Annotated in this window: 13 protein-coding genes; 5 read left to right on the top strand and 8 right to left on the bottom strand. The window is 62.4% G+C overall.

Annotated features, from left to right (window positions below; all coding sequences use genetic code 11):
• Positions 1–6: 6 nt before the first annotated feature.
• The 7 genes from OX462_RS02985 to recA all read right to left on the bottom strand — a co-directional run bounded on the left by OX462_RS02985 (position 7) and on the right by recA (position 7,146).
• Positions 7–471: a pilin gene (locus OX462_RS02985; protein WP_409027740.1), complete on the bottom strand. Its 465-nt coding sequence runs from the start codon at positions 469–471 to the stop codon at positions 7–9.
• Between the two features lie 215 nt (positions 472–686).
• Complete coding sequence (gene sucD / locus OX462_RS02980) at positions 687–1,568, bottom strand: succinate--CoA ligase subunit alpha (protein ID WP_034746085.1); 882 nt, start codon at positions 1,566–1,568, stop codon at positions 687–689.
• Positions 1,569–1,581: 13 nt separating this feature from the next.
• Complete coding sequence (gene sucC, locus OX462_RS02975; protein WP_070220383.1) at positions 1,582–2,751, bottom strand: ADP-forming succinate--CoA ligase subunit beta; 1,170 nt, start codon at positions 2,749–2,751, stop codon at positions 1,582–1,584.
• A 75-nt stretch (positions 2,752–2,826) separates the two neighbouring features.
• On the bottom strand, positions 2,827–3,387 hold the full coding sequence (locus OX462_RS02970) for a DUF2889 domain-containing protein (RefSeq protein ID WP_070220385.1): 561 nt from the start codon (positions 3,385–3,387) through the stop codon (positions 2,827–2,829).
• A 278-nt stretch (positions 3,388–3,665) separates the two neighbouring features.
• On the bottom strand, positions 3,666–5,204 hold the full coding sequence (locus tag OX462_RS02965; RefSeq protein ID WP_409027739.1) for a methyltransferase regulatory domain-containing protein: 1,539 nt from the start codon (positions 5,202–5,204) through the stop codon (positions 3,666–3,668).
• Positions 5,205–5,359: 155 nt separating this feature from the next.
• Positions 5,360–5,815, bottom strand: coding sequence for a recombination regulator RecX (gene recX, locus OX462_RS02960; RefSeq protein ID WP_034788658.1), 456 nt, complete (start codon positions 5,813–5,815; stop codon positions 5,360–5,362).
• 227 nt (positions 5,816–6,042) lie between these two features.
• A complete protein-coding gene (gene recA, locus OX462_RS02955; protein WP_070220389.1) occupies positions 6,043–7,146 on the bottom strand; it encodes a recombinase RecA in 1,104 nt (367 codons plus the stop codon).
• Between the two features lie 254 nt (positions 7,147–7,400).
• On the opposite strand from recA, the gene OX462_RS02950 reads away from it, so the two are divergent.
• The 5 genes from OX462_RS02950 (at position 7,401) to OX462_RS02930 (ending at position 13,358) form a co-directional block, all read left to right on the top strand.
• The gene (locus OX462_RS02950; protein ID WP_409027738.1) at positions 7,401–8,135 is read left to right on the top strand and encodes a response regulator; all 735 of its coding nucleotides are present in this window, start codon (positions 7,401–7,403) and stop codon (positions 8,133–8,135) included.
• Complete coding sequence (locus OX462_RS02945) at positions 8,132–9,670, top strand: sensor histidine kinase (protein ID WP_409027737.1); 1,539 nt, start codon at positions 8,132–8,134, stop codon at positions 9,668–9,670. Before OX462_RS02950 ends, OX462_RS02945 begins: the two co-directional genes overlap by 4 nt.
• Complete coding sequence (locus tag OX462_RS02940) at positions 9,663–9,977, top strand: DUF4212 domain-containing protein (RefSeq protein WP_409027736.1); 315 nt, start codon at positions 9,663–9,665, stop codon at positions 9,975–9,977. The genes OX462_RS02945 and OX462_RS02940 overlap by 8 nt, the downstream gene beginning before the upstream one ends.
• The gene (locus tag OX462_RS02935) at positions 9,974–12,022 is read left to right on the top strand and encodes a sodium:solute symporter family protein (protein WP_070311680.1); all 2,049 of its coding nucleotides are present in this window, start codon (positions 9,974–9,976) and stop codon (positions 12,020–12,022) included. The genes OX462_RS02940 and OX462_RS02935 overlap by 4 nt, the downstream gene beginning before the upstream one ends.
• A 109-nt stretch (positions 12,023–12,131) precedes the next feature.
• Positions 12,132–13,358, top strand: a complete 1,227-nt coding sequence (locus OX462_RS02930) for a 6-phosphofructokinase (RefSeq protein WP_070290904.1) — start codon at positions 12,132–12,134, stop codon at positions 13,356–13,358.
• Between the two features lie 123 nt (positions 13,359–13,481).
• Here the strand turns inward: OX462_RS02930 and OX462_RS02925 are convergent, their stop codons facing one another.
• Positions 13,482–14,339 (bottom strand): IclR family transcriptional regulator, encoded by an 858-nt coding sequence (locus OX462_RS02925; RefSeq protein ID WP_409027735.1) that lies wholly within the window; start codon positions 14,337–14,339, stop codon positions 13,482–13,484.
• Between the last annotated feature and the right edge of the window lie 14 nt (positions 14,340–14,353).

The raw sequence follows: 14,353 nt of genomic DNA, 5'->3' as shown, positions 1-14,353 counted from the left end.
TGCCGCTTACTGCGTCGCCACCACCTTGGGAATATTCGTGCGGGTAATCGCTTCCTTGGCTGCCGCATTCGTCACGCTGGTGCTGTTAAACCAGCTCAGGCTGCTGGTGCCGAGCTGCAACTCCATGTTCACCTTCTGACCGCCCAAGCCGCTGCCCAGGTCGCCCGCCAGGGTCAGCTCGATATTGCCCTTGTCGACCTTGGCGCCGGCCACTTCACGCGTCGGGCTGAACACGGGGATGGCGCTGGGCACGGCTTCGGTGGGGGTGCTGCAGGCGGCCGCCTCGCCGCCATTTTCCTGCACGCACAGGGCCACGGCCGTCTTCAGGGGCGCGGCAGCGGCCAGCACGTTGCTGACCTTGGCCCGCATCGTATAGTCGCCGTACTGGGGAATGGCCACGGCCGCCAGGATGCTGGCGATGGCCACCACGATCATCAGTTCTATCAGGGTAAATCCGCTTTGCGCGCGCATCGCATCCTCCCGGAGTGCAGTTGGTCACGCCGTGCATGGTGCAAGCGCCATGCCAGCGGCGCCCCGGGGCGGCGTTGGCAGGCATGGAAAGAAAAGCGACGCATTTGGGCGGATTCGGACCAGCGCCGTCGCCCCAGGGCGGGAATCGGCCTGTCTTGCGGACAAAAAAAAGGAGCCGAAGCTCCTTTTTTTATACTGCATGAATCAGGCTGAAATTACAGCATGGCTTTCAGCAGACGCGCCATTTCCGACGGGTTTTTGGTCACGGTGATGCCGCAAGCTTCCATGATTTCCAGCTTGGCTTGCGCCGTATCGGCACCGCCCGAGATCAGCGCGCCGGCGTGGCCCATGCGCTTGCCTGGAGGAGCCGTTACGCCAGCGATGAAGCCGACGACCGGTTTTTTCATGTTGTCTTTGATCCAATAAGCCGCGTTGGCTTCGTCCGGACCGCCGATTTCGCCGATCATGATGACCGCGTCGGTATCTGGATCATCATTGAACATCTTCATGATGTCGATGTGCTTCAGACCGTTGATCGGGTCGCCGCCGATGCCGACTGCCGACGATTGGCCCAGGCCCAGTGCGGTCAGCTGACCCACTGCTTCATAGGTCAGGGTGCCCGAACGGGAAACGACGCCGATACGGCCCTTCTTGTGGATGTGACCTGGCATGATGCCGATCTTGATTTCGTCTGGCGTGATCAGGCCTGGGCAGTTAGGGCCCAGCAGCAAGGTTTTGCTGTTGGCTTTAGCCATGCGGTCTTTCAGGGCCATCATGTCGCGGACAGGAATGCCTTCGGTGATGCAAATGGCCAGATCCATTTCAGCTTCGACAGCTTCCCAGATCGCCGCTGCCGCGCCTGCTGGCGGCACGTAGATCACGGAAACGTTGGCGCCGGTTTCTTTTTTCGCTTCGGTAACGTTAGCGAAAATAGGAATGCCTTCGAAATCTTCGCCGGCTTTCTTCGGGTTCACGCCTGCCACGAAGGCAGCTTTGCCGTTCGCGTAGTCGCGGCAACCGCGGGTATGGAACTGGCCGGTCTTGCCGGTGATCCCTTGGGTAACGACTTTGGTATCTTTATTGATCAGAATGGACATGTTGATTCCTTAATTAAGCTTGACCGGCAGCAGCGGCAACGACGCTCTTGGCTGCATCTTCCATGGTGTCGGCTGCGATGATAGGCAGACCGGAATCGGCCAGCATCTTTTTGCCCAGGTCTTCGTTGGTGCCCTTCATGCGCACGACCAGCGGTACGTTCAGCGAAACGGCTTTCACTGCGGCGATGACGCCTTCAGCGATCACGTCGCAACGCATGATGCCGCCGAAAATGTTCACCAGGATGGCTTTCAGGCCTGGGTTTTTCAGCATGATCTTGAACGCTTCGGTCACTTTTTCTGCCGTGGCGCCGCCGCCGACGTCCAGGAAGTTGGCTGGCTCGCCGCCGAACAGTTTAATCGTGTCCATGGTGGCCATGGCCAGGCCGGCGCCATTCACCAGGCAACCGATGTTGCCGTCGAGCGAAATGTAGGCCAGGTCGAATTTCGACGCTTCGATTTCAGCTGGATCTTCTTCGTCCAGGTCGCGCAGGGCGACGATTTCCGGATGACGGAACAGGGCGTTCGGGTCAAAGTTGAACTTGGCGTCCAGGGCGATGACCTTGCCGCTGCCGGTGACGATCAGCGGGTTGATTTCGGCCAGCGAGCAGTCGGTTTCCCAGTAGGCTTTGTACAGGCCTTGCAGGTTGGCGCGCGCGTCGGCGATGGAACCGGCAGGCACGCCGATCTTGGCGGCGATGTCGTCTGCCTGGGCATCGGTCAGGCCAACGCCCGGATCGATGGTGACGTGGTGGATCTTCTCAGGGTGGCTCTCGGCCACTTCTTCGATGTCCATGCCGCCTTCGGACGATGCCATCAGGACGATTTTCTGGGTAACGCGGTCGGTGACCAGCGAAACGTACAGTTCCTGCTTGATGTCGGCGCCTTCTTCCACCAGCAGGCGGTTGACTTTCTGGCCTTCGGCGCTGGTCTGGTGCGTGATCAGCTGCATGCCCATGATCTGGTCAGCGTATTCCTTGACCTGTTCCATCGATTTTGCCACTTTCACGCCGCCGCCCTTGCCGCGGCCACCTGCGTGGATCTGCGCCTTGACAACCCATACCGGGCCGCCCAGGGTTTCCGCAGCCTTGACGGCTTCTTCGACGGACATGCACGGAATACCGCGTGGTACCGTCACTCCGTGCTGCCGGAGGATTTCTTTGGCTTGATACTCATGGATTTTCATGCTGGCTTCCCTTCTGATACTGATGTGTAAAAATACGGTTAGTGGTGCAAAAAAACAGGAAATACAGCGCCGGGGTCACGCTTTGGCTACCCAGCGCGGGTAATACTGTGCAACCGCCCCGCCATCGGTGCGCAGGGCGTGGCATTTGTCGAGTTGAAACGGCTTTTCATGCGATAAGTCAGCATTCGCACCGTCACGGGTCGACCAGACATCGCCGGCAAATGCCTGAACCGTCGCAGTCGGCAAGACTTGCGCCAGTTCGGTCAAATGGGTACAGCCGGCGATTCCCGCCAGGCGCTGTTTCAAGTCGCGGCGGAAATTCTTCAATAAATTCAATCCGATCAGCGCCCTGTAAGCGGGGCCGATGGTATCGCAAAAACCGGGATAGGGCACGGCATCGGAGGCAGCTTCGGCCTCGACAATGGTCAGTGCGCGATCGACGGTAATGCGTAAATGGAGGTCATGCAGAGGGGCGCCGGCGGGACGGGGGCCGGAGGCCAGGGTCGCGTCATAGCTTTTGATATCGGTGATATGGGCGTCAATATCCCACAGGCCGTCGTCGCGCATATACGCTTGGACGTCGATAACGCGGGAGTGCCGTAGGGCGCGCCGGGATACGGGAGTTGACAGGGGCATAAGACCGATGCCGCTTGCGCGGCCATAATTAGTAAGCAGCCATGTGCCTAAAGCACTCTGTTCGCAGCTTCTACGAACAGCAACCGCACCTGCGGCGCCGCAAAAACCCTAAAAGTGTAGCACACAGGGCGCTAGTTGCGCCGCAACATAATTTTTTATTGCTTGTGCCGCCCGCCGCAAATCATTAACGAAAATCGCAAAATCAATGACGATCATTCGCAATTCAAATAACTTGGCAGCAGGCTTGCCGGCACCGGCAGGCTGGCCGGCACCGTACCTCAGTCAGTCACACCCAGTGCGCGTAAAACAGGCAAGATGCGCGCGGAAAAATACTGTGCCTGCGCCAACAATTCGGCCAGGTTTTCCTCTTCCGTCAACAAGGGCTGCCCATCCTTCGTCATCAGCTGCTTCAGGCGCAGCAGCACGGGCCACGTCGTGCGCACCCAGTCTTGCGGCGTTGGACAACCTTGCAGTTTCGCCCACAGGAAGAGCTGTTGTAAATGCGATACAACCACGCCGCCGCCCGTCAGGGGGCTGGCGAGGATGTGCAAATCGGTTCTTGCCAGCGCCTGCTCCAGCAAGTGTGCATTCAGGCGTGCCGTCTGCGGCCGCGCAGCGGCGATGCCGGCCTCGTCCTGGACGGCAGACACGCTGCCCTTGCTGGCCAGTACCAGCATGATCTGCAGCAAGGCCGCCAGACTGGCTTCGCTGCCAGCCAGTTGCTGCTCCAGTTCGCCTATCGTGTACACGCGATGGTCAGCCATGGCGTCCAGCACGGGCGCATAGACGCGCTCGTCCATATCGGCGTCGCCCAGCACGCCATGCACGCTCAACACCACTTCGTCGCGGGGCACGGCCAGCATCACGCGCACGGCCCGCAAGGCACTGGCCTGGGCGAACGGCGTCAGCCTGCGTGCGCCCTTGACCCAGTAATCCCTGCGGAATTGCTCGTTGACGAGGAAGGAGCGCGTCGTCTCGCGAAAAATGGGATCGGGTATCTCGGCCAGGAACTGCTGGTGCTCAGCCGTCAGGTTCAGCATGTCGACCAGAGCGGTATAGTTGGCGGACGCGGCGAACTCGAGCTTGGCCTCGCCCAGCATGGCCGCGACGCTGGAAAAGGCCATAGGCTGCCAATCGGCATTGAAATACTCATGGGCAAGATAATGTCCATCCATCGCCTTGAGTTTTTCGAAGCGGTCCGCCAGTTGCGGGTTGGCGTCCAGGTAGCGCGGTTGCGTGGCGATCATCCTGTCGACGAAATCGATGGCGCCAGCGACTCTGGCCAGCACGCCCTGGCCCGGGGCGCTCATGACGCGGCTATGTTCGGCCAGCAAGTCGCGCATCGGCATCATTGCGGCCCAGCCTGGCTGCGTGTTGTAGCTGATGAAGACGACACCGCCCACCTTCAGCTTGCGCCGCAGGAAGTCGACGATGAGCGCGCGATTTTCCGCCGAAACCCAGCTCCAGATCCCGTGCAGGCAGATAAAGTCAAAATCGGGCAAGTCGTCGCGGCAACAAAACTGCGCGAACGATTCATCCGTGAACTGCGCGCCAGCGTCGGCCACGTTGGCCAGCTCCTGCGCAAAGGCGGCCTGGGACGGATTGAAATCATTGCCATGCCAGCGCGTGGCGGACGCCGCCGCATGGATGTTGGCGCTGATGCCCTGGCCAAAGCCCAGCTCGCAAGCCGTGCCGCTGGCCGGCAAGGCCAGGCCGGCGGCCAGCAAGGGCAGGCGCAGGCGCAGAGGGTTCAATTCTTCGTAATAGCCATAGGTATAGGCGATTTCGGCCACATAGCCGGCATTCCAGTTGCTCATCTTGCATCCTGTCACGATCAGTGGTGCTGCGCGCATCGCACAGCGTTCGAGCGCCAGCATACCCGATCACGCGGCGTCACCATACTGGAATCAGACGATGTTTGAAAGCGCAGTTCTTGGCGTCACGGCGTGGCGGCCGGGCAGCCCTGGATGAGCTATTCCTCGTCGGGATCCAGCCCCTTCAAGGCCACCTGCACGGCGCGCTGCGAAAAACCGCGCTGCATCAAAAAACGCATCTGCTTGTTGCGCTGCTCGGCATCCTGCGCCACCTGACCAAACTTGCGGCGCCACACCTCGCAGGCGCGCGCCACTTCCCCTTCGGCCAGGCCCGCCTTGAGTTCCTGCAACGCTTCGCCCCCGATGCCATGGCTTTGCAGTTCCGCCATGATGCGGCTGTTGCCGAAACGGGCCGAGCGGCGGTGGATCAGCGACTCGGAAAAGCGCTCCTGCGACAGCCAGTTGGCTTGTTCCAGGCTGTCGAGCAAGGCTTCCACGTCGTCGCCTTCCTGCGCATGGCGCTGCAGCTTGCGCCGCAATTCCATGCGGCTGTGTTCGCGCATCGACAGAAAGCGTAGCGCCCTGCCCTTCAGGCTTAGTTGTACTGCGGCCATACACCCACCTTGTCTTTCATTCCACAATCACATCACCCAAACACAATCGCCGCCCGGCGCAACAGCGCGGGACGGCGATCATGGTCACACCTTGCAACAAGCCATGCGTAGGTCGGATTAGGCCCCTTGGGCCGTAATCCGACAACATTGTTGACGTCTGATCCGACAACATTGTTGATGTCTGTGGTGTTGTCGGATTACGCGCGGCTTTGCCGCGCTAATCCGACCTACTCTGCCTTGGTTTCCGCAGCCTTGGCAGCCTTGTCGGCGGCCTTATCCGCTTTTTCCGGCTTTTCAGCGGCCAGCGGCGGCAGTTCGCGCACGCCCAGCGAAGCGCGGACCTTGTTTTCGATTTCGCGGGCCAGCGCCGGACGCTCTTGCAGGAAGGCACGGGCGTTGTCCTTGCCCTGGCCGATGCGTTCGCCGTTGTAGCTGTACCACGAACCGGATTTTTCCACGATCTTGGCATCCGAGCCCAGGTCCAGGATTTCGCCTTCGCGCGAGGTGCCGGCGCCGTACAGAATGTCGAAGTGCGCTTCCTTGAACGGCGGCGCGATCTTGTTCTTGACGACCTTGACCTTGGTTTCGTTGCCGATCACTTCATCGCCGGACTTGATCGAGCCGGTGCGGCGGATGTCCAGGCGCACGGAGGCGTAGAATTTCAGCGCATTGCCGCCCGTGGTCGTTTCAGGGCTACCGAACATCACGCCGATCTTCATGCGGATCTGGTTGATGAAGATGACCAGGGTATTCGTGCGGTTGATGGAACCGGTCAGCTTGCGCAGCGCTTGCGACATCAGGCGCGCCTGCAAACCTGGCAGGGAATCGCCCATGTCGCCTTCGATCTCGGCGCGTGGCGTCAGTGCGGCCACGGAGTCGATGACGACGAGGTCGACGCTGCCCGAACGCACGAGGGCGTCGCAGATTTCCAGTGCCTGCTCGCCCGTGTCCGGTTGCGAGATCAGCAATTCATGCAGGTTCACGCCCAGCTTTTGCGCGTAACCGACGTCGAGCGCGTGCTCGGCATCGATAAAGGCGCAGGTGCCGCCCAGTTTTTGCATTTCGGCGATGGTTTGCAGGGTCAGCGTGGTTTTACCCGACGATTCCGGACCGTAGATTTCCACCACGCGGCCGCGCGGCAAGCCGCCCACGCCCAGCGCGATATCGAGGCCGAGCGAACCGGTCGACACGACTTGCACTTCTTCGATCGGTGCGCTGGCATCCATGCGCATGACCGAACCTTTGCCAAACTGCTTCTCGATCTGCGCCAGTGCGGCGGCGAGCGCCTTGGCTTTTTCCGATGCGGGTACTACAGCTTTTTTATCGTCCATATGTTCTTTCAGCCGTTCTACAGTTGCGGATTCACGTGACGCATCTACGTGAACCGTGCAGCCTGCGATAGCGCCAGTGGGTTAAATTCTTTACACAGACAGTACTGTATAAAAAAACAGTGATCAATGCAAGCGGAACGTGGATTTGTTTTGAAACAGATCAATACAAGCCTGGTTTTTCACAAAAACTCGCCACCTTGCGGGAAATGAAACACAATACAAGCTTCTATGCCGCAAGCCGAGGAAGTCTCACCATGCGTATTTTACTTGCCGAAGATGACAGCGTACTGGCCGATGGCCTGACCCGTTCGCTGCGCCAGTCGGGCTATGCCATCGACTGCGTCAAAAATGGGCAGGAAGCCGATACGGCCCTGTCCACCCAGGAATTCGACCTGCTGATCCTCGACCTGGGCCTGCCGAAGATGTCCGGCCTGGAAGTGCTGCGCCGCCTGCGCGCGCGCGCCTCGCTGCTGCCCGTGCTGATCCTGACGGCCGCCGATTCCATCGAACAACGCGTGAATGGCCTCGACCTCGGTGCCGATGATTATATGGCCAAGCCGTTCGCCCTGTCGGAACTGGAGGCAAGAGTGCGCGCCCTGACGCGCCGCGGCGCCGGCGGCGGCGCCACCATCATCAAGCATGGTCCCCTCAGCTACGACCAGGTGGGGCGCAGCGCCTACATCAACGACCAGATGCTCGACCTGTCGGCGCGCGAACTGGGCTTGCTGGAAATCCTGCTGGGCCGCACCGGCCGCCTCGTCTCGAAAGAGCAGCTGGTCGACCACCTGTGCGAATGGGGCGAGGAAGTGTCGAACAACGCCATCGAAGTGTATGTGCACCGCCTGCGCAAGAAGATCGAGGTGGGCGGCGTGCGCATTGCCACCGTGCGCGGCCTTGGCTATTGCCTGGAAAAATACTCGGAAGCGGCGCGCCTGAACGCCGAAGCGGGCGAGTTGGCAGCCCCGGCCAGCGGGTCCGCCAGCAAGTGAAGGCGCGCGAGGCGCCAGCGGACGAGCCGGGCGACGACGACTGGTTCGAGCCGCCCACGACGGAGCAGGACGACACCATCGAGCATTCGCTGTTCGGCGAAATCCTCGACTGGATGCTGGCGCCCCTGCTGCTGCTGTGGCCGATGAGCATCGCCATCACCTATCTGGTGGCCAAGGGCATCGCCAATCAGCCCTTCGACCATGCGCTGGAAGACAGCGTCACCGTGCTGACGCAACAGGTCAAGCAGGCCGACGGCGCGCTGCTGCGCCGCGTGCCGGACAAGAACAGCAATAACAAGGGCCGCGACTTCCTGCGCGGCGATGACGTCGATACCCTGTATTACCTGGTGGTGGGTCCGCGCGGCGAATACCTCGACGGCGACCGCGACTTGCCGCCGCCGCAGGACCCCGACAAATACCGCAGCGGCATGGTGCTGTTTCGCAACGACACCATCCACGGCACGCCCGTGCGCGTGGCGTTCAGCTATCTCGATATTCCTGCCGGCAACGACGATGATCCGCACCGCGCGCTGGTGCAAGTGGCCGAGACGCTGGAAAAGCGCGCCCAGCTGGCCAATGAAATCATCAAGGGCGTGATTTTGCCGCAGTTCATCATCCTGCCCGTGATCCTGGCCCTGGTCTGGTTCGCCCTGGCGCGCGGGCTGTCGCCGCTGGCGCAATTGCAGGAACGCATACGCGCCCGGCCGCCCGACGATTTATCTCCCATCGAATCGGGCCAGGTGCCCGAGGAAATCACGCCGCTGGTCGGTTCGCTCAACGAGATGCTGGCGCGCCTGTCGCTGTCGATCGACATGCAGAAACGCTTCATCGCCGATGCGGCGCACCAGATGAAGACGCCGCTGGCCGGCATGCGCATGCAATCGGAGCTGGCCCTGCGCCAGACCGACCACGACGAGATTCACCGCTCGCTGCTGCAGCTGGCGAAAAGCTCGGAAGCGGCCACGCGCCTGGTCAACCAGCTGCTGGCCCTGGCACGCGCGGAAAACCAGCCGCAGGCGGGCACGGCGTTCGAGCCGATCGAACTGAGCGAACTGGCGCGCGGCGTGGTGCAGGACTGGGTGCAAGCCTCGTTTGCCCAGCATATCGACCTGGGCTTCGAACAGCCCGCCTATTCGATCATGATTTCCGGCAATGCCATGATGCTGCGCGAGCTGCTGAGCAATCTGATCGACAATGCCTTGCGCTACACGCCAGCTGGCGGCAGCGTCACGGTGCGCGTGCGCAGCACCCTGGAACTGGCCATCCTGGAAGTGGAAGATACGGGGCCCGGCATTGCGCCGGCAGAACGGGCCCACGTGTTCGAGCGCTTTTACCGCATTCTTGGCAGCAATGTCGACGGTAGCGGCCTGGGCCTGGCCATCGTGCGCGAGATTGCGCAGCAGCATGGCGCCGAAGTCGATATTTTTAACAATCCGCGCGCCACTTCGCCCAAGCTGCCAGGCACCCTGCTGCGCCTGAGCATCGCCCTGCTGTTGCCGGAAGCGCCAGAAGAGGATGACATCACGTATGGATAAGCCCAGCCTTCCCGCAGCGCCACTGCAGCCCGCGCGCGCGCCCGGCCCCGAGCTGCAGGCGCGCCGCGATGTGCACTGGCGCAAGACGCGGCGCCTGACGGCCATCCTGCTGCTGGTCTGGCTACTGACGGGCTTCCTGACCGTGTTCTATGCGCGCGAGCTCTTGCACCTGAACCTGTTCGGCTGGCCCCTGCCCTTCTACATGGCGGCCCAGGGCGCCTCGCTCGTCTACCTGGCCATCATCGCCTTGTATGCCTGGCGCATGCGGCGCCTGGACCGGGAATTCCATGCCGAGGAGCAAGCATGAGCGGCCAGCGCAGCTTCTTTGCGCGCCTGTGCCGCTACTACCTGCTGTTTACCGCCGGTTTCGCCGCCTTCCTGCTGGCCCTGTCGGTACTGGAACAGGAAGGCATGCCGCGCGCGTGGATCGGCTACCTGTTCATGCTCGTCACCATCACGCTGTACGCCACCATCGGCGTCATCAGCCGCACCTCGAACGTCACCGAATACTATGTGGCGGGGCGCCGGGTGCCGGCCATGTTCAACGGCATGGCCACGGCCGCCGACTGGATTTCGGCCGCCAGCTTCATCAGCCTGGCGGGCGGCCTGTACCTGAACGGCTTCGACGGCCTGGCCTTCATCATGGGCTGGACGGGCGGCTATTGCCTGGTGGCGCTATTGATCGCCCCCTACCTGCGCAAGTTCAGCCAATACACGATTCCCGATTTCCTCGCCGCCCGCTACGGCAGCGGCACCGACAAGCGGGGCGCCAGCGTGCGCGTGGTGGCCGTGGCCGCCACCATCATCGTGTCGTTTACCTATGTCGTGGCGCAGATCTACGCCGTCGGCCTGATCGCCTCGCGCTTCACGGGCGTGGATTTTTCCGTCGGCATCTTCCTGGGCCTGGCCAGCATCCTCGTCTGCTCCTTTCTGGGCGGCATGCGCGCCATCACCTGGACGCAGGTGGCGCAGTACATCATCATCCTCGTCGCCTTTCTGATTCCCGCCATGTGGCTGTCGGTCAAGCATGCGGACAATCCCGTGCCGCAGATCGCCTACGGCAAGGTGCTGCCGCAACTAAGCGCGCGCGAACACGTGCTGGAAACGGACCCGAAAGAAAACGAAGTGCGGGCCATCTTCCGCCAGCGCGCGCAAAGCTACCAGGCGCGCATCGACGGCTTGCCCGGCTCCTGGGAGCAAGGCCGCCTGGCGGCCCAGCGCCAGCTCGACAGTTTGCGCCAGCGCAATACCTCGCTGTTTGACATCCGCAACGCGGAGCGCTACCTGATCGCCTATCCCAAAAGCCCCGACGAGGCACGCGTGCTGTGGCAGGCCATGCAGGCGCAAAACCAGAAACGCGCCGAGCCGATCATTCCGCACGCGCAACCGTTTCCCGCCGCCGACCGCGAGCAATCCGATATCAAGCGCAACAATTTCCTGGCCCTCGTGTTTTGCATGATGCTGGGCACGGCCGCCCTGCCCCACATCCTCATGCGATCGTACACCACGCCGTCCGTGCACGAAACGCGCGTCTCCGTGTTCTGGACCCTGTTCTTCATCCTGTTGATCTATCTCACGATTCCCGCGCTGGCCGTGCTGGTCAAGTACGATATTTACTCGGCCCTGGTGGGCACGCAATACGCGAACCTGCCCACCTGGGTATCGTACTGGGCCAACGTGGACAAGCTCAGTCCCCTGATCAGCATCGTCGACGTCAACCGCGACGGCATCGTGCAACTGGCGGAAATTTCCATCGACGCCGACGTGCTGGTGCTGGCCACGCCCGAGATCGCCGGCCTGCCCTATGTGATTTCCGGCCTGGTGGCGGCCGGCGGCCTGGCCGCCGCCCTGTCGACGGCCGACGGCTTGCTGCTGGCCATCTCGAACGCCCTGTCGCACGACGTCTATTACAAGGTGGTCGATCCCAGCGCCTCGACGCAAAAGCGCGTGACGATTTCCAAACTGCTGCTGCTGGCCGTGGCCTTCATCGCCGCCTATGCGGCCTCGCAAAAGCCGGCCGACATTTTGTCGCTGGTGGGCGTAGCCTTCTCCCTGGCCGCCTCGACCCTGTTCCCGCCGCTGGTGCTCGGTGTCTTCTGGCAACGCGCCAATTACCAGGGCGCGCTGGCCGGCATGCTGACGGGTTTTGGCGTCTGCCTGTACTACATGCTGCATACGAGCACCATGCTGGGAGGCAATGCCAGCGGACAATGGTTCCATATCGCACCGATTTCCGCCGGCATCTTCGGCGTGCCGGCCGGCCTGGCCGCCGCCATCCTCGTCAGCTGGCTGACGCCGGCGCCGGGACGGCGCAGCAGGGGACTGGTCGAGCATATCCGGGCGCCGGAATGAATAGGCAGGCCGGCCCGCCAGATCAATTCCCCTTGCGGCATAGGGAAAAGACAGCGTCCCGCTAAAAAAGGAGTAGGCTGGAGGGCCGCTTTATTTACGAGGAGATCCCATGCCGTCTGGAAAAATTCTTGTTGCCCAGGGAGGCGGCCCCACCGCCGTCATCAACCAGTCGCTGGTGGGCGTGGTGCTCGAATCGCGGCGTTTTCAGCACGTCACGCGCGTGTATGGCGCCCTGCATGGCGTGCGCGGCATCATCAATGAAGAGTTCGTCGATCTGACGCAGGAAACCAGCCACAACCTGGAACTGGTGGCCGCCACGCCGTCCTCGGCGCTCGGTTCCACGCGCGACAAGCCCGACATCGCCTACTGCCAGCAAATCTTCGAAGTGCTGCGCGCGCACGAAATCGAGCACTTCTTTTACATCGGCGGCAACGACTCGTCCGACACGGTGCGCATCGTCAGCGAGGAAGCGCACAAGGCCGGCTATCCGCTGCGCTGCATCCACATCCCGAAAACCATCGACAACGACCTGGTGGGCAGCGACCACACGCCCGGCTTTCCCTCGGCCGCGCGCTTCGTCGCGCAAGCGTTCGCCGGTGCCAACCTCGACAACGCGGCCTTGCCCGGCGTCTATGTGGGCGTGGTGATGGGCCGCCATGCGGGCTTTCTGACGGCCGCCTCGGCGCTGGGCAAGAAGTTCCCCGACGATGGCCCGCACCTGATCTACCTGCCCGAGCGCGTCTTCGTGCTGGAGCAATTCCTTGCCGACGTGAAGGCCACCTATGAAAAGTATGGCCGTTGCGTGATCGCCGTGTCGGAAGGCATCCACGATGCATCGGGCGAGCCGATCGCCAGCCTGCTGGCCAGGCAGGTGGGCAATGAGGTGGAACGCGATGCGCACGGCAATGTGCAATTGTCGGGCACGGGCGCGCTGGCCGACCTGCTGTGCGACGAAATCAAGGCCAAGCTCGGCATCAAGCGCGTGCGCGGCGATACCTTCGGCTATCTGCAGCGCTCCTTCATCGGCTGCGTTTCCGACGTCGACCAGCGCGAAGCCCGCGAAGTGGGCGAGAAGGCCGTGCAGTTCGCCATGTGGGGCGACCGCGACGGCTCCGTCGCCATCAAGCGCACGGGCTTTTATTCCGTCGACTACGAACTGCTGCCGCTGACCGAGGTCGCGGGCAAGACGCGCACCATGGAAGACGAGTTCATCAGCGCCAGCGGCACGGACGTGACCGATGCTTTCCGCCTGTATCTGCGCCCGCTGCTGGGTTCGGGCATGCCCGATGCATTCCGCCTGCGGGCGGCCAAGGTGGCGAAGGTCCTGAAACCTTAAACACCTGACCAAACCTACTGCGCGTCGCGCGTCGCGGCCTGCGATGCTCACTGCCTCGGCGGCCCCGTGCCCAGCACAGCTGCGCGTCTCGGTCACGATTCACATCCGCTCGCTACGGTTTTGTTAGGTGTTGTGAACCGTTTCTGCCAGCAGCAGCGGCCGCAGTTTCACGGCCGCTTCCTTGAGCTCTGGCATGTGCTGCATCAGCTGCTCCACGGACTTTCTCGCCACGGGCGCGTGGCAGGCGACGGCCGCCACGATGCGCCCGTCCGCCGCGCAGATGGGCACGGCCACGGCCACCATGCCGTGCACGAATTCCTCGTCGTCGATGCCGATGCCCAGCCGCGCGATGCGCACGATCTCGCGCTCGAGCAGCACGGGATCCGTGATGCTTTTCGGCGTGCGCGCCTGCAGGTTTAGCATGGCCAGCAATGCGCGCCGCTCCAGCAAACTCATGTGCGCCAAAAACAGCTTGCCGCTGGCCGTGCAATGCATGGGCGCGCGCGTGCCCAGCACCAGGTGCAGGCGCAGCGGTTCCTGCGTTTCCACGCGGTCCACGTAGACGATCGCATTGCTCTCGGGAATGGCCAGATTGCACGTCTCGCCCGTGGCCGCCACCAGGCTGCCCAGGATGCTGCGGCTCACGCGGATCAGGGCATTGTTGCGCAAGGTCGCCAGCGCCAGGTTGGTCGATGCGGCACCCGGTACATAGCCGCGTCCCACGGGCGTGCGCAGCACATAGCCATGTTGTTCCAGGGTATCGAGCAGGCGCATCATGCTGGCCTTGGGCACCTGCATGCGCGCCGCCAGCTGCGACAGGGTCAGGGGCTGGCTGGCGCTGGCCAGGTGCTCGATCAGGCGCAGCACGCGCAAGCCGCGCGCCTCGTCGCCATGGCTGGCCGCCGCGCCGGCCCCAACCGCTCCACCCGCCGGGCTATCTTCTTCGGCCTCGGCCTGCCGTTTTTGAAACGCATCATGCATGTTCTGTTTCACCT

Source organism: Janthinobacterium aestuarii (genome assembly GCF_046113285.1).
GTDB lineage: Bacteria > Pseudomonadota > Gammaproteobacteria > Burkholderiales > Burkholderiaceae_D > Janthinobacterium.
The sequence above is the reverse complement of the archived record's forward strand: the minus strand, read 5'-3'. Positions and strand labels throughout refer to the sequence as shown.